The 25,012-nt window shown below is 55.2% G+C and carries 9 protein-coding genes; 5 read left to right on the top strand and 4 right to left on the bottom strand.

Translation table 11 applies throughout. From position 1 onward, the window contains the following. The first annotated feature begins 191 nt into the window (after positions 1-191). The 5 genes from exbB to PJI16_05590 all read left to right on the top strand — a co-directional run bounded on the left by exbB (position 192) and on the right by PJI16_05590 (position 3,208). On the top strand, positions 192-617 hold the full coding sequence (exbB, locus tag PJI16_05610) for a TonB-system energizer ExbB (GenBank protein ID MDT3777035.1): 426 nt from the start codon (positions 192-194) through the stop codon (positions 615-617). Continuing rightward, entirely contained in the window at positions 607-981 is a 375-nt protein-coding gene (locus tag PJI16_05605; GenBank protein MDT3777034.1) for a biopolymer transporter ExbD, read from the top strand. The genes exbB and PJI16_05605 overlap by 11 nt, the downstream gene beginning before the upstream one ends. Further along, positions 978-2,117, top strand: a complete 1,140-nt coding sequence (locus PJI16_05600) for a TonB family protein (protein MDT3777033.1) — start codon at positions 978-980, stop codon at positions 2,115-2,117. Before PJI16_05605 ends, PJI16_05600 begins: the two co-directional genes overlap by 4 nt. A 92-nt stretch (positions 2,118-2,209) precedes the next feature. After that, on the top strand, positions 2,210-2,668 hold the full coding sequence (locus PJI16_05595) for a hypothetical protein (GenBank protein MDT3777032.1): 459 nt from the start codon (positions 2,210-2,212) through the stop codon (positions 2,666-2,668). A 327-nt stretch (positions 2,669-2,995) separates the two neighbouring features. Continuing rightward, positions 2,996-3,208 carry a hypothetical protein gene (locus tag PJI16_05590; GenBank protein MDT3777031.1) on the top strand — a complete coding sequence of 71 codons (213 nt, stop codon included), beginning with the start codon at positions 2,996-2,998 and terminating at the stop codon, positions 3,206-3,208. 520 nt (positions 3,209-3,728) lie between these two features. On the opposite strand, the gene PJI16_05585 is transcribed toward PJI16_05590, so the two are convergent. The 4 genes from PJI16_05585 to PJI16_05570 form a co-directional block, all read right to left on the bottom strand. Then, entirely contained in the window at positions 3,729-7,700 is a 3,972-nt protein-coding gene (locus PJI16_05585) for an amino acid adenylation domain-containing protein (protein ID MDT3777030.1), read from the bottom strand. Beyond that, positions 7,700-7,957 (bottom strand): TauD/TfdA family dioxygenase, encoded by a 258-nt coding sequence (locus PJI16_05580; protein ID MDT3777029.1) that lies wholly within the window; start codon positions 7,955-7,957, stop codon positions 7,700-7,702. The genes PJI16_05585 and PJI16_05580 overlap by 1 nt, the downstream gene beginning before the upstream one ends. 188 nt (positions 7,958-8,145) lie before the next feature. Next, positions 8,146-17,157: an amino acid adenylation domain-containing protein gene (locus PJI16_05575; protein ID MDT3777028.1), complete on the bottom strand. Its 9,012-nt coding sequence runs from the start codon at positions 17,155-17,157 to the stop codon at positions 8,146-8,148. Next, the gene (locus PJI16_05570; protein ID MDT3777027.1) at positions 17,147-25,012 is read right to left on the bottom strand and encodes an amino acid adenylation domain-containing protein; all 7,866 of its coding nucleotides are present in this window, start codon (positions 25,010-25,012) and stop codon (positions 17,147-17,149) included. Before PJI16_05570 ends, PJI16_05575 begins: the two co-directional genes overlap by 11 nt.

Below are 25,012 nucleotides of genomic sequence, written 5' to 3'. Positions count from 1 at the left end.
CACGACATGGTCAGATTCGACCGATCCAAGTCCTATATGTCATCTCGTCTTCTCTGCCAAAGAGTTCATGCAGTCCCATCACGGGATTCCCGCAAAAGGCCCTACCTAGCGTAACACAAACCCATTTCCCATAAACCCAACGAGGTACCACCGCGAAGGTCACGAACCTTAGGAAGTCAGGAAAAACACTCATGGACATTTTGCATCAACTGATTGATTACGGAATTATTGGGCTTTTGATCGCCTTGAGTTTTTGGGCTGTCGCTGTTGCCATTGAACGCTGGTTGTTTTACCGGCAGGTCGATCCCCGAAAATATCCTGACCAACAAACGTTTGAGGTAGCTCTGACTAAACGGTTGGTGATCATCGGAACCGTCGCAGCCAATGCTCCGTATATCGGCTTATTGGGAACTGTGTTGGGTATCATGCTGACCTTTCATAACATGGGAACCTCCGGCACGATGGCCGTCAGTACCATCATGGTCGGATTGAGTCTGGCATTGAAAGCGACGGCCATCGGGTTGCTGGTCGCCATTCCCTGCGTAGTTCTGAACAATGTGCTACGCCGCCGAGTGGCCGAATTACTCTCTTTGTACAAAGTGCAACATGGAGCGTGAACTCAATCAAATCAACGTCATCCCCCTGGTGGATGTGATGTTAGTGCTATTGGTCATCGTGATGACCACTGCGACGTTTATAACAACTGGTCAAATCCCTGTAGACCTTGCCAAAGCCAAAGAAGCCGGAACCAAAAAAGATACGCCTTTGGTTGTGACTCTGACAGCAGAGGGAGAGATTTTTCTGAATGACCGGCCGATGACCCGCCCGGACCTGCTCCTTGCGCTCCAATCTCACTCCAAGGACTCTCTCATACTCGTGCGTGCCGATCGAGTCATTATCTTGGAGCGGTTCGTCGAGGTCGTGGACGAGGTGAAAGGATTAGGATTTGAGCATATTAGCCTTGAGGTCATTCGTTCATGACCCTCGCTACGTTAGAAGCCTTAAGTGTGGCTCCGGACCATTGCCGGGTTCAAGCCTGGGCAGGGTCCACCTTTGTTCACATATTATTTGTCAGTCTCGCCATTCTCCTCATTACAGACCTGCAACCGACGTCGCAATCAGAACCGTTGAAATTGGACATGGCCTTCATCAAACCGGCTCCTCCCAAAATCCACAACCAACCGGAACCCCAGGAACTGCCCAAACCGACGCCCGTTCACCAACAAGTCGTACCGGAGAAAGTGCCTCTCCCAACACCCGTCCAGCAACCGATGATGAAAAGAGAGCCCGTCATCGAAGAACACAAACCCCTGCCTACCAAGAAAACCCAGGAGGTCCTCCATACCGACACCGTTCCAATGCCCAGACAGGAACAAACTCCAGAACCGGTGCAAGCCAAGCCGATCCTGGAATCGACGCCGATTGAACAGGAGGTCGTCTCGGAGCCTGCCAAACACATTCTTTCGCCATCCACCCATTCAAAATCTGTTGAACAGGTGAAACCGGTCATGCAACGAGAGACCAGTCTCACTCAGCAGGCGGAGCCCTCTCCTCAAGCACTCCCTACCCCCGTAGCCGAGGTCAGGGAAAGGGTTGATTCTCCCATGCAGACCACCTTGGTCGCCGAACGGGTGACCGAATCCGTACCCACGACCCGCCCTGAGGCTTCAGTGCAATCCCAGGCAATTCAGACGAAAGCGGAAGTAGTCGAACCGACCGTGCCGATCGCCCAAGAAAAGAAAATTGCTCGTGAACGCCCAGCACCACAGATTCATCAGCGAACCGCTGCGGTGGAACGCCCCATCCAGTCGTATCCGGAGGCCCAGACAGATTATGGGTGGTTAGCACAAACTATTTGGCATCAAATTGAGAAATACAAAAGCTATCCGAAGAAAGCGCGTCAGAAGGAATGGGAAGGAAAAGTCGTGCTGGAAGCCGTCATTCGCCAGGACGGCACAATCTTACATCTCCGGGTGGCAGAAACGTCAGGGCATGAAATTCTTGATAAGGATGCCTTGAGCCTGCTGTGGAAACTTTCTCCGTTGACACTTGATCATGCATTAGGGCACCCGCAATTAACCATTTTAGTGCCTCTGACCTATAAACTCGATGGATAGCAACAAGAGGAATCCAATGCATCCCTGATATCCGACATACCAAGACAACCATTCATCCAACAACCAAAGAATTTAACCTAAAGGAGTATGCGATGTGTAACAAAAAAATGAATCGAAGGTTGACCAACCCATACGTTGTCCTATTGTTCGGAGCCTTTTTATGTGTTGCGGCACCGGCAGCATGGTCCGCCTCCGAGTCCGGAGAATCCTTCAGGGCCGTGGCAACTGATACAGAAGGTCTTCAGACGGAGATGGACAACATTATCTTTTATTATGAAGAAAAGGTCAGTGAAACGTCCTTTATTCCCCACGAACTTCGGGAATTACCGGTCAAGCGAGGCACGTCGACGGTAAAAATCAAGTTTTTCTCCATAAAGGAAATCGATCTTAAAGCCTCTAATAAGGAAGCGCCGCCGGTTGCGAACGTCACCCTGAAGGATGGGAAGACAGGGGAATTCCAGCTGGCAATTGCCGGAAGCTTTAAGGGTCAGTCTGCGTTTGGAGAAGTCGAGTTGCCTGCAACCCAGCTTTCACGAGTCGTGTTCAAATAACCAAGACCACTATTTTCAATCTGAACGGGAGACAATGGAAAATTCAGTTTTCCTTTCTCCAATAAACCATGAAGGTTCTAACGAAAGAGAAAAATGGGAAAGGATCTCTTCGAGATTCAAACATATCCTCCTTTCCATTTTTGGAATGAATTAAAAGTAGCAGGCCTGTTCAATATCATCGAAATGGAAATACACCTCAGAATCTCCTGGATGAATTGTGAGGGGAAGTCGGGTGTCACGAAAGGGTATTCACATGGATGGTGAACGCCACATGATTGGACATCTCCAACAGATGAGGGTAGTGATCGGACGCGGAAGGCAATACCTATGATGACTAGCCACAATCCCCAAAATCCCGGTCCACATCGGCCACCGGAACAAATGGCAAAGGATATCCGCTGTAAATGCGGGAAGCTGGTTGCACGCTGGGAACACTGCGGGATTTCAATCAAATGTGCGCGATGTCAGCGATTGGTGTCGATTCCCTTCCAGGACATTAAAGGCCGGAGACCTGACGCCATACCGGATGGAGCCAGATGAGCACTCATAAAACCTAAACGGCCTAAGACAAGGCAGTGGAATCAAGCTGCGACCTGCTGAAAAGACCATCGAAGGTTTATCGGCGTGAGGAACGTATGTAGAACAGGTTTTCATCGCCCGTATCGGCACGGAACAATGTCTCATAGGTCTGTCGTCATTGAATTGGACCCTGGGAGTGAATCCATAGCGCAGAATCCGCTAACCATTCAATTTCGAAGATGCGTGAAGCAATAGGACCTGAAACACAGACCACGCATGACCAGAGGCCAGCATTCAGCCCCAAACCAACCATGGAGGGTGAACAGACGATTTCTATAGGAAGATAAACCAGGAATCCTTTTCGCTCAAGTAGCGAAGTCGATGTGTCCTTTTTTTATGAGACAAAGCAAGACATAGGAAGTGAGTCACTTGTTGCGGATTCTCCTCCAACTGAATGGGAGGAGACCTTCTGATCTCCCTTTCGTTCAAAGACGCCTTCCATGTTTGGCATATAGACGGTCGGCCTCGAGTTCCATGATGTTCATGCCAACTTAGTTAAAATTTCATCGATCTGCCGGTGAACGCGAGGATTCCCCAACAGTCCATCATGATCGCTTTCAATGATCTCAGTATGAACCAAACCTGTTGTATACGAAGTCCAATCGATCGGCGGAATTCCGGCTACACACTCCAAGGTTTTCGTTGCCCACCATACATGTATCGGTGCATGAATCGGCTGATACCGATAGGTTTTCATCAATCGCGCCTCATCTTTCAATAAAGCATATCGACTTTTGATCACCTCAAGCGGGACATCCGCGTCAAAATACCTTTGTGCTTGAGCCCAAAGAATCATGGCGTTGATCTGTTCTTCCGGTTGCAAGGTCAAAAGGCGGTCTTGAAGGGCTTGTCGTTCATTGTCAGGCAAAGCCCTTAACTCTTCCCGCGATTCGGGCTCAAGAAATCCTGCGAGTTCTTCAAGCAGGCTAGACATCGAGGTTTCATACAAGACTGAGCGTGTTTGCGTGTCTAAAAAACCCAAGAAGGCCACAGACTGCCCCAACGCTTCCAATTCATGGGCAATCGCGAGCCCGATCACGCCCCCTAAAGACCATCCGAGGACCTGATAAGGGCCTTCCGGCTGATGGTGATGGATCGCATGTGCATAGTCCTTGGCCAGCGCTGCAATCGAGATGGCTTTCGGAGAAAGCGTAAAAACATTGTGCAACTCGACACCATAGACCGGTTGCTCGACACTGAGTGACCGGGCAAGGGGCTGATAGGCAAAAACATGATTTCCCGTCGAATCGATGCAATACAGGGGACGACGCGATCCCTCCGCTTTGAGCGCAATCAATGGTGAGGAGGGAACCCGTAATGCGTTTATGACGACATCGGCCAAGCTCGCGACCGTCGGCGACTGAAACACCGTCATTAATGAGAGTTCACTTCCGATCGCCTTTTGGATACGATGAAGCAACTGCACTGCGAGCAACGAATGCCCGCCCATGTCGAAGAAATTCTCATAGATGCCGATCCGCTCTCGTTTCAAGAGTTCAGACCAAATCTCAGCCAGCAACGTTTCAATCGGATTTCTGGGAGCCAAATACTCCGCCGTGAGCCGTTCTCCATCAAAAGCGAGTAACGCTTTTCGATCCACCTTTCCGTTCGACGTTAAGGGGAAGGAATCCAGAAACACCACCGTTCTGGGTACCATATAATCCGGCAGCCGGTCCTTCAGATAGTCCCGAATGATGCTGAACGTGAGAGCAGACTCTCCTGAGGAAACTACATAGGCCATCAGGGATTTTTCATTAGATGCGTCTTCCCGCACCACTACTACCCCCTCGCGCACTCCAGGAGCTTGGCCGAGGTGGGCTTCAATCTCTCCCAATTCAATCCGGAAGCCGCGAAGCTTGATCTGTTGGTCTCGACGCCCTAAAAATTCAATGGTGCCATCAGGTGTCAATCGAGCCAGGTCTCCGGTCCGATACCATCGGGCCCCCGGTTCGGCCGAATAAGGATGAGGAAGAAATCGTTCGGCGGTCTGAGCCGGTTGATGAAGATATCCCCAGGCCACCCCCATCCCGGCAATGTACAACTCTCCGGCAACACCCACTGCGACAGGTTCGAGTCGCTCATCCATGATGAAGGCTTGGATGTTCCCCAGCGGGCGCCCAATGGGGACAGTGGAACTCAAGCGAAACCCTTCAGTCGAACCAGAGCTGAGAGGAAAAAGGAGAGACCCGATCGTGGTTTCAGTCGGGCCATAGTGATTGACCACCGAACACCCGTTTGAACGGGCGATGACCCAATTGGCCAGTTCAACCGACAAAACTTCTCCACCGAAAATTAGATATTTCTTCGGCATAAACGTGGCACCGTCTGTTGAACGAAGAAGCGCCTGAAAATGCGAGGGTACCACCTTCAGGACATCGATCTGATGAGAGGTGAAATAGTCGGCCAGCATGTTCCCGTTCATGGCGGTTTCATACGGAATAATGTGAAGAGTCCCTCCCGACGTTAAGGAAGGAAAGACGACGGTATTTCCTAAATCGGCACTGAGCGTCGACACGGTGGCAAACCCCCAGCCCGCCTCCATCGAAAGGATTTGACTGACACTCGATGTGTAGTTCACGATGTTATGGTGCGTGACGGCCACCCCTTTGGGCGCCCCTGTCGATCCGGAGGTATAAATCACATATGCCAAAGCGTGAGGGGAAACTAAGCAGCCCAAATTCTCGTGCAATTCGTTATCAAGGAGAGACCGATCACGGTCCAAACACAAAATCGTTCCATTGAAACCCAGTTCTTGCGACAGAAGAGCCTCTTGGGTCACCAACCAGGAAACATCAATCTGTTTCAAAAGAGAATGAAGCCGCGCCACGGGCGCGCCGGGATCGAGGGGGACATAGGACGCTCCCGCTTTCAGAATGCCCAATAGCCCGACGACCATCTCAACGGAACGTTCCACCCATAACCCCACAAGCGTGAGAGGTCCGACGCCATGACGACGCAGATACCGGGCGACCCTGTTGGCCCGTCCATTCAGTTCGGCATAGGTTAAGGACTCATTCTGACAGACCACAGCGACCCGGGTCGGATCCTTCGCGCACTGGGCTTCAAACAACTCGTGCAAACAGACCTGAGAAGGGCCCGACCATGAAGTCTCATTGAAATCAACGAGCACTCGTCGACGTGCAGACTCACTCAGGATGGATAACGTGTCCAGTCGGGCATCCGGCTGACCGAAGACCGAGGCCAGCAAAGCTTCAAACTGCTCGGACAGGCATTGGACAGCCAGACGAGAAAAACGGTCAGGATCATAGGTGAACGTCATGCGCAGGGATCCTGACCCATGGGTACAGGACAGTTTCATTTTGAATCGATCAAAACATGCCCCGTGCCAATGCAGCAGAAATGTGACACCCCCGGCGATGGATGCATCCGGGCATGGTTCATAACTGAATCCGAACAGATTTTCTTCCACGGTTTCCATGATTTCGTCATCATCATCCCAAACAAAATGCTCTTGCCAGGACCTGCCTTCGTTGACCAAGTCATCCACCTGAGACACCACCTCATGCCATCGGCTATCGGGACTGACTCGATAACGGACCGGCAGCCACTTGGCGAACAACCCCATGCTCTCCTCCAGCTCTTCATAGGGCCTTCCCTCACAGAGCGTCGCGACCACCAACTCCTGTTTGCCAGTCAACTTCCACAAGAGCGCATACCAGGCCCCCAGCAACATGGATGCAATCGGACTCTGAGACTGCAGGGCCATGCTTGTCAGGATTTCTACAACTGAAGGATCCAGATCTCTGCAATGTTCCTGCCGGCGCGGTTGTGTGTGGTTCGTTTCAGGGCGTTCAAACGGAAGGACGAGTGGAGGAGAGGAACGAAAGTCTTGACCATGCCAATAGGTCTGGCCTGCTTTTACATCTTTGTCTGTCAGCAACTCATTTTGCCATTCAGAGAATTGCACGTACTGGACCGGGTCGCTGGAACATTCCCTGCCTTCACAACTAGCCTGATAGGTCGATGAAAGCTGCCGGATGAGATTTCTAATGGTCCAAGCATCCGCGCATAACGCAGGCAGACGAATGAGCAACGCATGCTTCCGGAGCGAGAACTTCGCCAAACGGAGACATAAATGAGGGAGAGTCTCGAAGTCGAACGGCCAGATCTGCTGTTCATCGATCAGGCGCCGGAGTTCCTGTTCGTGTTGCTCGACGGCCAGGTGGCTTAAATCCAGATGGTGCCATGACAGCTCACACGAATCATGAATGACTTGAAACGGCACTTTTACTCCAGATTCACGATGAAAGGTCGTCCTGAAAATCTCATACTGGCCCACCACGGATTGCATCGCTGCTTCCAATGTTGCGACATTGAGTGGACCCTCCAACACCACCGAACAGTGGGCCTCTCGAGGTCGATGATCTCCTTGGAGCATCCAAAGATGTTTTTGCTGGGGAGAAAGCCGGATTCCTTGAAGATTCTGTTGCATCACCATGCCCCTTTTATACGTCGATCATCTGCCTTGCCTCTTGATACACCATGTCCCCATTGCACGACGATCTTGCCTGGCCAATCATAGGAATCTCGGGTGTGGGCGACCAACATGTTGTCCAATAATAGGAGTTCGCCTGTTTGCCATGCTAAGTGGAGCGCCATTCGCTCGTAGATTTCACCGATTTTCTTGCCAACCGCATCGTCGATTGGCGAACCATCCCCGAAATAGGCATTCCGAGAAAGTCGTCCCATCCCCCAACAAAGGGACGTAATTGGAAACCCATGGAACAAGATGCCGGCAGGTTATTACAAATGTGCCATCAAGCATCGCTTGGCCTGGGTATGCTACCCCTCACGATGTTGTTGAGATCCGCATAGCCGCTTTTGGTTGAGAGACAGCCGAATCCTTTGCACGTAGATCTCCTGTGCCATACGTCTTCCTATACGGTAACGGATTGAAAAGTGGCCTGGCTGATCATGTCTCCCATCGCGACGAGGATCTTGCGGGGGCCGGCAAAGGGATCGCGGGCATGTGCCACAAGCATATTGTCCAGCATGAGAAGATCGCCTTCCTGCCAACGAAACCGCACCGCCGTCCGTTCATACAGCTCACCAATATCCGCGACAATCGCATCATCGATGGGAGAGCCGTCACCATAGTAGACATTGCGCGGAATCGACTCCCTTCCGAGCATTGATAACAGCGACTCTCGCACTGCCGGTTCCAGACAAGACACATGATGAAGTTGGATCTGATTGAAGAACACCCACTCGCCTGTTTTGGGATGCTCGATCACCGCCGGGCAGACCTGTCTGGTGCGCAACGAGTCGTTCTCCATCCACAGACATTCCATACCGTTCCGGGCACACATTTCTTCGACGACAGATTGGTCGGAAGTTCGAAAGAAATCCTGCCAACTGACATCGACACCGGGAGTAAAATTTCGGACATACATGAGCTGTTTCGACTGGAGCCGGTCGCGGAGTTCAGGATGAAGACGCTGATACATGGTTCGACAATCGACAATCGGAGTCTCACCTCCTTCAGGGGCGGCCTGCATACAAAAAAAGAATTGCTTTTGGGGCCAGCGATGCATGTGCGAGCTTTCATTGTGAAAGAGAATCGCCTTATCCGAAGGGTACGGAGTGGACCCATAGACGTGACGCCCGCTTTTCTCACGAGGCAAATCACCATACTCTCCGAATAGGTCAGGGCAGACAGCCTGCGCGGCCGCCTCGAAGTCTGCAACCGTTCGCGTCGAAAATCCCCTGAAGAGCAGTGCACCATGCTTCAATAAGTCGCGCTGAAGCATGGTCTGATTCGACTGAGCCCAACCGGCTAGATCGACATCATCCACCGCAGGAGAGAACAGCAGCGGAAGCGCACGATCGGGCAAAAGCGGCTGACTCGTTACCAGAGTGCGCTGTGACAATGCGACGGTCTTCGGCTTGATGTTTTTAAATCGTTGAAATTTTCCCTCTTCCCGTTGCTTAGCTTCCATGATGCGCGCCTCCTTATCTTCCGCACTCAGTAAATCCAGGTGGTCTATTCTACGATCAGGCGACATCACGATTTGCCGGAGCAGAGTGATAAAACGCTGCGCGAACAGAGCGATGGTCTCGGGCTCAAAGAGATCGCGACTGAATTTCCAGACACCAGCGAAGCCCTCTTCCGTCTCCTCCATAAATAACCCAAGATCGAACCGTGAGACATCATGTTCAAATTCCAACGACTCCACATGTAAATCGGGAAGTTGCAACGAGGGAGGGGGAACGTTCTGCAGGACAAACAAGACTTGCACCAAAGGGTTCCGGCTGAGATCCCGCGACAATTTGAGAGCCTCAACGATCTTTTCAAAAGGGACATCCTGATGCGCGTAAGCTCCCAATGCGACTTCACGCACACGTCCCAACAAGTCGATGAACGACGGATTGCCGCTCACATCCGTCCGTAACGGAAGAAGATTCACGAAGAATCCGACCAGATGTTCGGTCTCGTGGCGATTTCGATTGGCCACATCTGTGCCGACGAGAATATCGGTTTGTCCGGTAGAACGGGCCAGCAACACCTGAAATGCCGCCAACAGCGTCATAAAAACCGTCGCCCCCTGCCGACGGCTTAGCGCTCTCAATGGTTCGCTCACTTCCTTTGGAATGAGAAACGTGAGACGACCGCCGCGATATGTCTGAACATCCGGGCGAGGATGATCGGTCCGCAACGCCAATTGCGGCGGATTGGATCCCAAACGTTGCTTCCAATAACCGACTTCCTTTTCCAAACGCGTGCCCTGCAGCCACTCACGCTGCCATGATGAAAAATCACTATACTGAACCGGCAGGTCCGGAAGACGGCCCTTCATCGACATGGTGGAGTCTTCAGATGGCCTGGCCAGCGCATCGACCCGTGCCGTATACACGGTGGCCACCTCATTCGTGACGAGAGCCAGCGACCAGGCATCCGCGGCTATGTGATGAACGGTCACCAGCAAAATGTGCTCATCAGGCTTCAATCGTAACAATCTGGCGCGTATCGGCAAATCACGCTCTAACGCGAACGGCCGATGCGCTTCTCCCTGCGCATATTGCATGATCGTAGCCGCCCGCTCTTCTTCAGGACACCCCGTCAGATCTTCGGTCTCAAGCGCAAAGCGTTCCGATGGAACGATGACCTGTCGCGCTTCACCATCGAGCGATGGGAACGTGGTTCGTAATGTTTCATGCCGGCGGACCAGTTCCACAAAACTCTCTTCTAGCGCGGCACGGTTCAAAGACCCTTCCAACCGCAACGCAAAGGGAAGGTTATAGGCTCCGCTTTCAGGATCCATTTGAGCCAGGAACCAGAGTCTCTGTTGCGCAAATGAAAGCGGGAGGCGTTCCGTCCGCACCACAGGCACAATCGGCGGGGCCAATGCCCCTGCTTCCTGAGCCCCGGCCCGATCGATGGCAGCGGCAAATTCCTCCACCGTCGGAAAATCAAAGAGACTCCGGAGTGGAAGTTCGAGTTGAAACGCCGCCCGCACGCGGGACATCACTTGGGTAGCCAAGAGGGAATGGCCGCCAAGCTCGAAAAACTGATCCCCTCGTCCGACGCGATCCGTTCCGAGAACCTCCGACCAAATTCCCGCGACAAGATCCTGGGTCGGGGTGGTCGGTGCCTCCCATGTCTCCTCTGTTCGATCGCTTTCCGGCGCAGGCAACGCTTTCCGGTTGATTTTCCCGTTAGGGGTCAAAGGCAGCGAAGCGAGAAATACAACGGCCACCGGCACCATATAGTCCGGCAATGCCTGTCTGACAAACATGCGGAGCGCTTCGCCAGTCAATGGCTGAGTCGTCACGACATAGGCAACCAACTGTTTCCGTCCCGGCTGGTCTTCCCTGACAACCACGACGCTACGCGCAATGTCCTGATGTTGGGACAACCGAGCTTCGATCTCACCCAATTCAATACGGAAACCGCGGATCTTGACCTGATAGTCGCGGCGGCCGATAAATTCAATCATCCCGTCGGATCGATGGCGTGCAAGATCTCCTGTCCGGTACAGACGTCCGCCACTCTCGCAACTAAATGGGTCCGGCACGAACACTTCGGCAGTTCGGGCGGGATCGTACACATATCCGCGCCCCACGGCCGCGCCGCCCACACAGAGCTCACCGGCGACACCTGCCGGCACAGGTTCGAGATGGCGATCGACGATGTACAGACGCACCCGACTGATCGGCCTCCCGATAGGCATTCGAGTCATTTGTTCGCTCGGCATATGCTCAATACACGCGATGGCCACATCGTCAGAACATTCCGCAGGTCCATAAGCATTCACAAGCGGGACATGCGGATACCGGGATAACCATCGGCGACACAACTCGGGAGATAGGGCCTCTCCCGTCGGAAGAAGCCATCGCAGGTGCGTCAACGGCAAAGGAGAACATTCCAACATGCTGGATAAGAGAGACGGTACGACCTCCAGCACCGTGATCTTCCGGCCTGCCACTTCTTGCAGAAGCCGCTCAGGATCCCGAACCACATCGTCCCCAACGATGTGAACACAGGCACCGCACAAAATCGGAGAGAGAAACTGCCATACGGAAATATCGAAACATTGTGATGCGGTCTGAGCCACGATATCCGCAGGACCGAGGCGTAACGTCGGAACCTTGCTCGTGAGATGATTCAGCATCCCCTTGCAATCGACCATGGCGCCCTTGGGGAAACCGGTCGACCCCGATGTATAGATGACATAGGCAAGATGGTTTCGTACGTCGATCGGACTGGGATTCTCTTCGGGCCAGTTCTCCAAGGCCATCCGTTCCAGTATAAGAATTTTCGGCTTCCGCTCCTTGGGGAGAAGTGCAACCACCTTAGCCAGCAATCCGGAATGTTCCTCCCGGCTCACGACGACTCGTGTCCGGCTGGCGGAAAGCACATGGGCGATGCGCTCGACAGGGTGGTGCAAATCCAAGGGAACATAGGCACCACCCGCCTTCAGGATGCCAATGATCATCGACATGAGCGTGAGCCCGCGTTCATCGAGTACGGCTACGAGCGTGTCAGGTCCCGTCTCCAAAGCGCGCAAGGCATGGGCAATTCGGTTCCCGGCACGATTAAGGTCCTTATAGCTGAGACTGTGGCTTCCGCTTTGTACAGCAATCGCCTCGGGTGTCTGCACCACTTGGGCTTCGAACAATGCCGGGAACTGCTCATCAATCTTTTCCACCCCATCGGTATCGTTCCAGTCCATCAGGATGCGTTGTCGTTCCGCGTCTCCAACCATCGGAAGTTCATGGATGTTGGCATCGGGAGAAGCCGCCATCGCTTCTAACAATACTTTGAGGTGGCCCAGCATCCGCTCGACCGCAACATGTTCCAGAATTCGCCGGTCATAGGACAGCCGGACACCCATCTGGTCTCCCGGATAACCGACCACCGTCACTGGATAGTTCGTATGCACGCGGTCGTGCTCGTACGAAATGACACGGTCCTGGCGATCCTCGCCCAACCGTGAATCCTTCGGGGCATTTTCAAAAACCAGCAAACTTCGGAACAGCGCTTGTCCCGGAGGCACTTCGCTCCACTGTTGAATCTGAACCAACGGCGCATACTCGTACTGGCGGATCCGGTAATTTGCGGCCAGTAAGTCTTTGAGCCAGGTCATCAATGGAATCTGGGGACGGACCGTCACGCGAAGGGGCAGAGTATTGATGAACAAACCCATGATCGCTTCAACACCAGGGAGATCGGTAGGGCGGCCGGCGACCGTCACTCCGAACAGCACATCTTCTTCCCCGCTATATCTGGCGAGCAGGATGGACCATGCCCCTTGGAGAAAGGTGTTCGGAGTCAATTGATACCTCTGCGCCAGATCCTGCAGCCGTCGGGAGACCTCGGGCGACAATTCCATATACACATCGCCCACAGACGACTCCGTGAGAGGAACGTCGCGTTCCAGGCACTCGATGCCGAGGGGAGTCGGGATCGTGAATCCGGCCAATTCCGATTCCCAGAACCGCCGGGCGGCACCAAGATCCTGTCGCTGAAGCCACGCAATATACTCTCGATAGGGAGGGGGTGAGGCCACATTGAGATCCCGGCCTTCCACGAACGCTTCATAATGCTCCATGAAATCCATCATCAGGAGAGAAAAACACCAGTCATCGGTGAGGATATGATGGAAGCTGCGCACAATGGTCCATCGATCGTCGCCCTGTCGTACGAGCCGGATCCGCATAAGAGGGGCACGGGTAAACTCCAAACCCACGGTGAGCTCCTGTTCCAGGGCACTTGTCATCTGCACCCGCTGTTCCTCCTCGCTCAGGTGTGACCAATCCAGGTCCTCAATGACCTCCCCCGCATTCACACGACGGTGCACGAGTTGCAACGGCCGATTGAGGTCCTTCCACATGAAGGATGTACGTAAAATAGGGTGTCGGTCGATGACGCGCTGCCAGGCCCGACCGAAAGCGTCACGATCCATCCGGCCTTCCCAGACATAGTGCTGCTGCATCAAATACATCCCAGATCCGGGATTCATCAATGAGTGAAACAGCATGCCTTCCTGCATCGGCGACAAGGGATAACAATCTTCGATGCCGGCCCAGTCATCTCGTAATTCAAGCAATCGGTCCGGTTCGACTCCCGACAGAGGATATACCGGACGCAACTGTTCAGTGGACGTTTGTGTTGGAATCTGTTGAATACTCTCACTCGCGCCCTGGCTATGGGCCGGAGGCCTGTCGAGCGATAAATTATCCGGCCCCGCGTGAGTGTGTGAAAGCGCCATGTCCTTCCAGTGCGCGACGGCGGCGGCCGTCGCAACGGTCTGATGTTCGAACAATTGTTTGGGGGTCAGCTTCACACCCTGCTGATTGGCACGCGCAATCACTTGCAACGTCCGAATCGAGTCCCCTCCCAACGCAAAAAAGTTGTCATGCACACCGACTCGTTCGACACGAAGGACATCCGTCCAAACGGCAGCCAGAATCTCTTCAATGGGATTGCGGGGAGCCACAAACGTCGCATCGTCAAAGGATAAATGCTGCTTCAAATTTTGAAGCGCCGTCCGATCCACTTTGCCGTTGGGGGTCAACGGCAAAGCGTCAAGCGCAACGATCGTCTGCGGAACCATATATTCGGGAAGCCGGAGTGCCAGCCGATCTCGTATGGCGGAGGTATCGATAGTCGAATTTTCCACGACATAGGCCACCAATTGCCGTGCGCCGTCCGGTGCTTCGGGGACCACCGTCACCGCTTCTGCAATGGAAGGCTCGAGGCGAAGATGAGCATCGATTTCGCCGAGCTCGATGCGGAAACCACGGACCTTGACCTGATTATCGACTCGTCCAAGAAATTCGATCACGCCGTCGGTGCGAACACGTACCCGGTCGCCTGTGCGATAGAGGCGGTGCCCCGCCCCTCCTCCGAACGCATCGGGAAGAAACCGTTCCGCTGTGATATCGGGACGTCCGAGATAACCTCGAGTGATTTGTCCCCCACCGACATACAACTCGCCAGGTATGCCGATCGGAACCTGCTGTCCCTGAGGATCCAGCACATAGACTGGTGTGGAAGGCAGCGGCCGCCCAATGGGCACTCCCCTTTCGTCAGGACTCACACCTTCCACCCGGTGTGTTAACACCCCGACTGTCGTTTCAGTCGGACCATAGTGGTTGACGATGGCACATTCCGGCACCAGCGTCCTGACCCGTTCGATTAAGTCCGGACGGACGGCTTCTCCACCCAAAATCAGACAGCGCCTCGGCAGAACCCGCTCGGGATATTCGGCACTGAGCAGTCCGTGTAAATGACTGGGCACGATCTTCAGGACATCGACCGCATGGTCGTGCATATAGGCTGCCATCGCATTGGGATCAAACCCATGGTCCGCCGAAAGCAGATGAAGCGACCGCCCTGAGCAGAGTGCACCGAACAGTGCGGTATTCCCAAGATCTGCCGCCACCGTCGAGACGGCAGCCATTCCAGCCTCGACGGGAAACGCCAGGCGATCCATCACCGTGCGAACATACTGCACAATCTGGCGATGCTCTACCGCAACGCCTTTGGGCTGACCGGTCGAGCCGGAAGTGTAAATAACATAGGCCAAGTTCTGGGACATGACTGCTGTTGATGGCCGATGATCATCCCGCTGTGCAATATCTCCGACCATTTGATCGAGAAGCACGAGGTTATCTTTAAACCCGGAAAACTTCTCTGCCTGACTGCTGTTGCTAAGAACGACCACTGCAGCACTATCGGTCACCATCTGTGCTAATCGCGCTTCGGGAAAACCTGGATCCATCGGGACATAGGCCCCGCCCGCCTTGAGCACCGCCAGCAAAGCAATCACCAGATCCACAGATCGTTCGAGGCATATGGCTACTCGTATTTCCGGCTTCACACCGCGCTCCTGAAGATAATGAGCGAGACGATTGGCCCGACGGTCCAATTCCCGATAACTCAGGCGCTCGAATGGCGTCTCCACCGCTAGAGCATCGGGCCGTTCCTGAACCTGCGCCTCGAACAACGTGTGCACGCAGACATCGAATGCAGGCGACGGCGAAGCGACTCGATTCCATGCCGTCAATTGCTGGCGCTCTTCCTCAGGGAGGAGGGAGAGTTCCCGCAGCGGTCTCTCAGACGCGGTCATCATGTTATCCAGGAGTGTATCGAGATGACGCAAGAGCCTGGACACTGCGGCGTGCCCGAAGCGCCGATAGGCGTAAGAGACGATCAACTTAGTTTCCCTGCCAGGTTCGACCATCAGTGAAAGGGGATAGTTGTTACGGCCGGTCGTCAGGGTATAGGCCCCACTCTCGTGGACAGAAACGGGTTCAACAGTCAGGACCTGCGGAAAATCGCCGGCATCCATTTCTGGGTAACTTTCGAAAACCACCAGACTATCGAACAACGCGAGACCCCCTGCGGTTTCACTCCATCGTTGAATGCTCGCGAGCGGCGTCCATTCGTACTGGCGGAGAAGGCTATTCTGTTCCTGCACACCTCGAAGCCATGTAGAAAGAGCCATGTCGGGATGGATGGCCACCCGAATCGGCACCGTGTTGATGAACAGTCCGACCATCTCGGCCACTCCAGGCAGATCTGCCGGTCGACCCGAAACCGTGGCCCCGAACAGGACATCGGATTCTCCGCTGTATCGATGGAGCAACAACGCCCAGGCTCCCTGGATCATCGTATTCAATGTGACCCGCAATTGCCGGCAGAAAGACTGGAGAGTAGTCGTTCGCGGAGATGAGATCCGCAAGGACTGTTCGGCGAAAGGAAGCGAATTCTCCTCCTCATGATCCTGAGGCGGTTCAATGGACAGCGTCGTCGGTGTTGAGAATCCCTTTAAGGCTTCACGCCAATAGGACTCTGCTTGCTGCATATCCTGCCGGTTTAGCCAGGAAATGTAATCCCGATAGGGGCGGGAAGCCGTGAAAGCAAAAGTTCGCCCCTCCACCGCCGCCTCATAGGCAGCCAACACATCTTTAAGCAGCAGCGCCATGCTCCATCCGTCCAGCAAAATATGATGATGACTGTTGATAAGCAGCCATTTCTCTGCTTTCGTCCGAACCAGATGCAACCGCATGAGGGGTGGCATGAGAAAATCCCAGCCGGACGAACGGTCCAGATCCAACAACGACTGAAGCATTCGATGATGCTCCACTTCCGGAACCTCACGCCAATCGTGTCGTTCGATCGACAGGGACGCTTCCCGACGCACCACCTGCACAGGCTTGTCCACCCCTTCCCAGACAAACGCAGTACGAAGAATGGAATGGCGCTTCACGACCACCTGCCAAGCCCGATCGAAGGCGTCGGGACGCAAGGCACCTTTCAGCGAGTAGACATACTGATAGAAATACGGGTCTGCTCCGGCATCAGCTATCCGATGGAACAAGAGTCCCTGCTGAAGCGGAGACAGATAATACATTGACTCGATATCGGGTTTATCTCGCATGGCTTCGTTCCACCTTCTCTAAAATGGCGTCGAGGGCGCCTTGTTCGATATCGACATCCGGAAAATCAGACGGCGTATAGCCTCCGGCGTCGAGTGACAGACAATGGGTAATTAATTCACAAAGATGTTGCCGATAGGACGCGCCAAGTGCCTCAATGGTCGTCCGCCGATAGCGGGCCCGGCTGTAGCTCCACGTCATGCCCAGGCGTCCTGCCACAATTTCCACGCTGATCGTTAATTCGTAACGCATGGGATTGGTTGGATCATGTTCGACTCCGGTCGATTCGTGCGCAAGCGCGAAAAGCCGACGGTTGACCACACCCTGATCAAGCTGGCCCAGATAGTTGAAGCAGACCTGTGCCGGCAATTGAGTCCGTAACAGATCCGCCCCCATGAAGGACGACAGATATCTGAGTGCTCCATACCCGACTCCGCCGGAAGGAACCCTTCGCAGCTGTTCTTTAATGCTCTTCAAGTCATTGCCGGCAGAACCTTGCGGAAGCGCGAGCGCAACCGGAAAGATACTCGTGAACCATCCGACGGTCCTGGAAATATCGAGATCGGGAAAAAGATCTTCGCGCCCGTGCCATTCCAGGTCGATAAGCAGCCGGTCGCGACCTGTCCACTCGGCAAAGGTCTGCGCCAATGCGGTCAAGAGAAGGTCGTTGATCTGAGTCTGGTAGGCAGCAGGCGCATTCCGCAACAAGGATTCGGTCTCTTCTGCAGTTAGCGAACATGCAATCGCCTCAACCGTCTGTTCGGTCCGATCGCCATCAGAATAATCAACAGGAACCGATGGTACATCCCGTCTTTCAGGATGATCCCAGTATTCGAGTTCGAGTCGAAGCGCATCCGACTCAGCAAACTCCAGCAAGCGTTCCGCCCATTGTTTGAAGGAGGAGGTCTTCTCCGGAAGACGAATGAAACCTCCTTCCAGTTGTTGCATATAGGCCGTCTGAAGGTCCTCAAGGAGTATTCGCCATGACACGCCATCGATGACCAGATGATGAGCGATGAGCAAAAGCCTGGTCGGACAAGTATCTCCGAGGTCGAATCTCACGACCTGAAAAACCGGACCCTGGTCCAGATGAAGGCTCCGCTGATATTCACTCGCCTTGAATGACAGGGCCTCCGTTTGCCGGTCTTCGGGCAACTCTGAAAGATCAACCCGAGGAATCGCCATTCCGTCCTGTGGCATTCCGATCTTCTGGCTCCACGCGGTCCCTCTGGAAAATCTCGCACGCAGAATATCGTGATGTGCAAGAACATGGTCCACGGCAAATTCCAATGCCGCTTGATCGAGAGTGCCCTGCACGGCGACCAGAATGGATTGATTCCAATGGTGCGGATTCGGCAGGTTTTGTTCGAAAAACCACTGTTGCACAGGGGTGACGGGTACTTCTCCCGTGACAATTCCCTGCTCCGCATGGATTTCGCGGACAAGGTTCTTCTCTTCCCCTTCGGCAATGCTGAGTGCCGCAATCGTCTGATGCTGGAACAATTGCCGTGGAGTGAAAACGAGACCCTCCTCTTTCCCTTGAGCGATGACTTGCAATGCGAGAATCGAATCACCGCCGAGTTCAAAGAAGTTCTCGTGGCGGCCGACGCGTGCGAGCCCGAGCACCTGGGCCCAGATAGCCGCTAAGGTCTGCTCCGTCTCCGTCTGCGGCGCCTCGTACGCCCCCGTCCGCTGGCTCTCCGCCTCCGGTGCCGGCAACGCCGTCCGGTCCACCTTGCCATTGGGGCTCAACGGCAGTTGCGCGAGCGCGAGAATCACCGCCGGCACCATATACTCCGGCAGCCGGTCGGCCAGCCCCTGCCGCAGGGTCGCCACTTCGACGCCCGCCGCCGGGTCGGTCGTTACATAGGCCACCAGCCGTTTCGACCCCGACGCCTCGGTCCGCGCTACCACGACGGCCTCCCGCACCCCCGGCTGTTGCCGCAAGACTTCTTCGATCTCGCCCAATTCGATCCGGAACCCCCGGATCTTGACCTGATGATCCAGCCGCCCCAGATAGTCGAGGACACCATCCGCCCGGAACCGGACCAGATCGCCCGTGCGATAGAGCCGCTGCCCCGCGACGCCGCAGAAGGGATCGGGCACAAACCGTTCGGCCGTCAGCGCCGGCCGACGATGATAGCCCCGCGCCACCGCCACCCCGCCAATATAGAGTTCACCCGGGACGCCGACCGGGACCGGCTCGCCCTGCGGATCGAGCACATAGATTTGCGTGTTGGCGATCGGGCGCCCAATGGGCACCGCCGTGACCTCGGGACTCGGCGGACAGCTCCAGGCCGTCACGTCGATGGCCGCTTCCGTCGGGCCGTAGAGATTGTGCAGCCGCACGGCCGGCAAGGCCGCCGTCACCTGCGAGGGCACCGCCGCCGGCAGGGCTTCGCCGCTGCAGATGATCTGCCGGAGCGTGGTACAACGCCCCACCCCGGGACTCTCCAGAAACGCCTGCAGCATCGGCGGCACGAAATGCAGTGTGGTCACCCCCGTCTCCACAATCCGAGCGATCAACGCCGCCGGGTCCTTGTGTTCCTCCGGCGCAGCCAAGACCAGTTCGGCGCCCGCCAGAAGGGGCCAGAAGAATTCCCACACGGAGACGTCAAAACTGATCGGCGTTTTCTGCAGCACCCGGTCGGCCGCACTCAAGGGATAGGCCTCCTGCATCCACTGCAGACGGTTACGCAACCCCCCGTGGGTGTTGCCCGCGCCTTTGGGGTGGCCGGTGGAGCCGGAGGTATAGATGGTGTAGGCCAGTTGGGTGTCGAGGAAGCGGCCGGCCGGCGCGATGCTCGGCTGTCTCTCAATGCTCGGCCAATCCCGATCCAGACAGAGAGTAGACCCGGCAAACCCCAACGAAGCCACGAGCGCCTCGTGCGTCAGCAAGCCCGCCACCTGACTGTCGGCCAGCATGAAGGCGAGCCGCTCGGCGGGATAGGTCGGATCGAGCGGCACATAGGCCGCGCCCGCTTGGAGAATACCCAGCAAGCCGACGACCAGGTCGAGCGAACGCTGCATGGCAATCCCCACGAGGCACTCCGGGCCGATGCCTTCCGCCCGAAGGGTCTGGGCCACTTGATTGGCGCGCGCCAGCAGCGTGGCATACGTCAGCGTCCGGGCGCCGTCGCGCACGGCGATCGCCGTCGGGGTCCGCACCGCCTGCCCGGCAATCAACTCCGGCACCGTCTGGGCCATCGGATAGGCCCGAGCCGTCGCGTTCCACTCCCCCACCACCACCGCCCGCTCCGCTGCCTCCATCATCGGCAACGCCGAGAGACGTTGCTCCGGTTGGATGACGATTGCTTCCAAAATTGACTGAAAATGACCGGCCATTCGCCGAATGGTGGATGACTCGAACAGATCCGTGTTGTATTCGAAAAATCCCGTGAGCCCATTCGACTCAAGTGTCATTTCCAACGACAGGTCAAACTTGGCGCTGCCCGGGTCCATTTCAATCATCTCAAGCTTCAGATCGGGGGGATCAGGCGTCTGAGCACTCAGTGTCTGAAGAGCAAACATCACCTGAAAGAGAGGTGGATGGCTTAAATCGCGGGTCGGACGCAACGCATCAACGACGTGCTCAAATGGCAGGTCCTGATGGCTTTGCGCCCCCAGAACAACCTCACGGACACGGCTCAACAGATCGATGTAACGCGGATTACCACCGAGATCGGTCCGAAGCACCAGGGTATTGACGAAAAACCCGATGAGCTCTTCCGTCTCAAGGCTGGTCCGATTCGCAATCGGCGTACCAATCGAGAGATCCGTTTCTCCGCTGTATCGGTACAACAGCACCTGGAATGCGGCTAACAAGGTCATGAACAATGTCGCCCCTTGACGCCTGCCGATGGCATGCAGGGCAGCCGTCAGGGGGCTTGGGATCGTGATGACATGCCGTGCACCGCGGAACGTTTGAACGGACGGACGAACATGGTCGGTTTGCAAGGCGAGGACCGCAGGAGCCCCGCTCAGTGTCTGTTTCCAATATTCGAGCTGCCGCTCCAGAACCTCGCCGGCAAGCCATTCGCGCTGCCACTGCGCATAGTCCGCATACTGTAGCCGGGGCGCATGGAGTGGAGACGGCTGGCCGGTTCGCAATGCGACGTACGAGGAAATCATGTCGGCCAGCAGTAGATTCAGCGACCAGCCATCCGCGATGGCATGGTGCAGCGTCACCATCAAGACATGATCCTGCTCGTTCAACTGAAACAACCGCGCACGCCAGAGTAGGCTGCCTTCCATTTTAAATACGTGCCGGGCCTCTTCGGCGACTACCCGCTGCACCTTTTGCTCCGTTTCAATGCCTGAAGGGGGAGCGATGACAATACAGGCAAAGGGTGTCGGCAGAGACTCTTCAATCACTTGCGACGGTCGGCCATTGCTCACCGTGAAAATGGTGCGCAGCATGTCATGACGACGAGCCACGGCGTCAAAACTTGCCTGCAATGCCCCTGCATCCAACGGACCGGTCACTCGAATACCGAACGAGAGATTGTAAAACCAGCTGTCCGATTCCAGCTGCGCCAAAAACCAGAGCCGCTGTTGTGCGAATGAAAGCGGAAGAGGGCCAGTTCTGGGCACAGGAACAATGGAGGGTGGTTGAGGTCCGGCTTCTTTTCCCCGCATCGCCTCCACAGCCACAGCCAGTTCCGACACTGTGGGGGAATCGAACAGAGTCCTGAGCGGGAGCTCGATATGAAAGGCGCTACGGATTCGCGACACAATTTGAGTCGCAAGCAGAGAATGCCCACCTAACTCAAAGAAATGGTCGTGTACCCCAACACGATCTACGGCAAGAATATCGACCCACATGTCGGCTAACAACTCTTCCGTCGTCGTACGAGGCGCGACATAACCTTGTGCGAGATGATCATCCGCACCAGAGGCCGGCAAGGCCCTGCGATCGACTTTTCCATTGACCGTCCTCGGCAACGTATCGAGCGGCACAAACAACGCAGGGACCATGTATTCAGGAAGCTGGTCCTCCAAAAACTGTCGCAACGCAGCGTGATCGAGCTGTTCCGTTCCACGATTAACGACATAGGCGACCAGCCGCCTGTCTCCCGGTCTATCTTCGCGCACCACGACCACGGCATCTCGAATAGATCCGTGACGGTTCAGATGCGTTTCGATTTCACCGAGCTCAATCCGGAATCCTCGAATTTTGACTTGATGGTCCAGGCGTCCCAAATATTCTATCGTGCCATCTTTCCGATATCGCGCGAGATCGCCCGTGCGATAAAGACGCCCACCCTGTTCCGTACCGAAGGGATCCGGCACGAAGGATTCGGCTGTTCGCCATGGATCCTGCAAATATCCCCGTCCCACTCCAATGCCTCCGACACACAGCTCTCCCGACACACCCGCGGGAACCGGAGAAAGGAAACGATTCACGATATAGAGCCGGATATTGGAAATCGCCCGACCGATGGGAACATGGAGCAGATCTTCAGGGGGAGGAGTCAGGATCGGATGCACCGCCACATCATCGGCACATTCGGCCGGTCCATACGCGTTCATCAGAGGAATCTGCGGGTATTGCACGAACCATTGACGACAGAGTGCCGCCGGAAGAACTTCTCCCGTCGGTAAGACCCAGCGCAGTCGGGACAGAGACCTTGTCGAACCGGACGCGCGACTGGTGTCCAGTAATGCCTGCAGCAATGCGGGAACCGTCTCGAAAATATTGATTTCCGCCTCTTCCAGATGCGGCAACAGCTTCTCAGGATCGCGGATGATTTCGTCCGGCACGATATGCGTACGCGCTCCACATACGAGTGCCGTCAAGAACTGCCAGACTGAAATATCGAAACATTGCGAAGCCGTCTGCGCTATCACGTCGGTAGAGACAATGGACAATGAAGAGAGTTTACTCGACATGTTGTTGAGCATCCCGCATTGCGTAACCATCGCCCCCTTAGGAACGCCGGTCGAGCCTGACGTATAGATGACATAGGCGAGATGCTCCGGACGCGCCCGCACCGAAAGATTCTCCTCGAGGCCTGTCTCAGACAACACCATGTCCAGGGATATCAGAATGGGACGAGACTCCTGCTGCATGGAAGCCACTGCTTGCGTCAACTGATTCAACAAACCCGCTGACGTCACGACCACGGGTACCCGGCTAAGTTCAAGAACATGCACCAGACGCGATGTAGGATGATGAGGATCCAGGGGAAGATAGGCTCCGCCGGCTTTAAACACACCCACGATCATCGTGAGGAGAGCGGGACTTCGTTCGTCCAACAGAGCGACGATGGTTTCCGGGCCGACCCCGGCCGATACCAACGCATGGGCAAGCCGGTTGGCCTGCCGGTTCAGTTCGTGATAACTCAGGACCCGCCCCTGGCAGGAAACCGCGGGGGCCTGGGGCGTCCGCCGGACCTGCTCCTCGAACCGGACACTGAAACTCCTGTCATCTGGATTCTGCGCCGTCGTCTCAACCCAGGTTGACAAGAGTTGTGTGCGTTCTTCCTGTCCGAGCAACGGCAATTCGCCAATTCGTGCCTCAGGCTGGTGAACCATCCCTTCCAGCACTCTTTTCAAATGGCCGATCATTCTGAGCACCGTTTCCGAGTCGAATATTCGACGATCATAGGACAGCTTCAGTCCCAGTTCTTTCCCCGGCCAGCCCATCACCGTCATGGGGTAATTGGTATGAACCCGATACTGTTCTTCTTCGGCACGAAACATAATACGTCCATCACAAAGCGCCGGATCGACCGGCGCATTCTCGAAGACGAACAGGCTGTGAAACAGCGCTTCCCCCCGTTGGACCTCACTACAGCGTTGAATGTTGACGAGCGGCGTGTATTCAAACTCCCGCAATCGTATATTTTCTGCCAACACATCTTTGAGCCATGGAAGAACATGACGGTCCGGCGAAACCCGCACGCGTAGCGGAAGCGTATTGATGAATAGTCCGAGCACAGACTCCACACCCAGCAGATCTGTCGGCCGGCCGGCGACGGTCACACCGAACAGAATGTCCGGGTCGCCACTGTAGTAACTCAAAAGGATCGCCCATGCGCCTTGCACGAATGTGTTCGGCGTCAGGCGATGCCGTTGAGCCAATGAGACCAACGCCACCGTCGTATCGGCGCTCAGATGCACGCAATGATCCGCCGCATCTTCGTTTTGATCGGCAAGACCTTCCGGGGGTCGGTCGTACGCCAGTGGCGTTGGCGTCGAGAAATCACGGAGATAGTCGCGCCAAAAGGTCTGCGCGACATCCAAATCCCGCGTTTGTAACCACGCAATGTAGTCCCGGTAAGGACGCGGTGTATCTGCCTGGCAGTCCCGCCCCTGTGCACAGGCTTCATAATGAGCCAGAAAATCCATAAGCAGCGGCGAGATGCACCATTCATCCAAAAGGATATGATGAAAACTGTGCACAAACTGATAGGTATGGTCGGTCAGGCGAATCAGGCGCAATCGCATCAATGGTGCTTTGGCAAAGTCGAATCCTGTTTCCAGTTCGCGTTGCAACAGGACATCCAGGCGGCTAATTTGCTCCACCCGATCCGTCCCACGCCAATCCATAACATCAAGAGGGACTTCCACCTGCTTGTGTACGGCCTGCAACGGACGTTTCTGGGTCTTCCACGCAAAGGACGTGCGTAAGATCGAATGCCGTGCGATCACCTGTTCCCACGCCCGGCGAAAGACCGCCGCATCCACGTCACCTTCCACGTAATACCGGTTCTGCATCAGATAAATACCCGTCCCCGGATTCATCAGCGTGTGAAACAGCATGCCTTCCTGCATCGGCGAAAGCGGATAAATGGCTTCGATATGTTTTGCGGTGCTGCGCTTGGTCGAATCCATCTTCATTGCATCAATCAT

The sequence above is a fragment of the Nitrospira sp. MA-1 genome (genome assembly GCA_032139905.1).
Taxonomy (GTDB): domain Bacteria; phylum Nitrospirota; class Nitrospiria; order Nitrospirales; family UBA8639; genus Nitrospira_E.
This window is presented reverse-complemented; position numbering and strand designations above follow the sequence as displayed.

Excerpts from the sequence above, each read along its gene's own strand:
- PJI16_05605 (MDT3777034.1), top strand. The coding sequence starts at position 607 with ATGGAGCGTGAACTCAATCAAATCAACGTCATCCCCCTGGTGGATGTG.
- PJI16_05595 (MDT3777032.1), top strand. The coding sequence starts at position 2,210 with ATGTGTAACAAAAAAATGAATCGAAGGTTGACCAACCCATACGTTGTC.
- PJI16_05575 (MDT3777028.1), bottom strand. The coding sequence starts at position 17,157 with ATGCGAGATAAACCCGATATCGAGTCAATGTATTATCTGTCTCCGCTT.
- PJI16_05600 (MDT3777033.1), top strand. The coding sequence starts at position 978 with ATGACCCTCGCTACGTTAGAAGCCTTAAGTGTGGCTCCGGACCATTGC.
- PJI16_05585 (MDT3777030.1), bottom strand. The coding sequence starts at position 7,700 with ATGCAACAGAATCTTCAAGGAATCCGGCTTTCTCCCCAGCAAAAACAT.
- PJI16_05570 (MDT3777027.1), bottom strand. The coding sequence starts at position 25,012 with ATGATTGATGCAATGAAGATGGATTCGACCAAGCGCAGCACCGCAAAA.
- exbB (MDT3777035.1), top strand. The coding sequence starts at position 192 with ATGGACATTTTGCATCAACTGATTGATTACGGAATTATTGGGCTTTTG.
- PJI16_05580 (MDT3777029.1), bottom strand. The coding sequence starts at position 7,957 with ATGGGACGACTTTCTCGGAATGCCTATTTCGGGGATGGTTCGCCAATC.
- PJI16_05590 (MDT3777031.1), top strand. The coding sequence starts at position 2,996 with ATGATGACTAGCCACAATCCCCAAAATCCCGGTCCACATCGGCCACCG.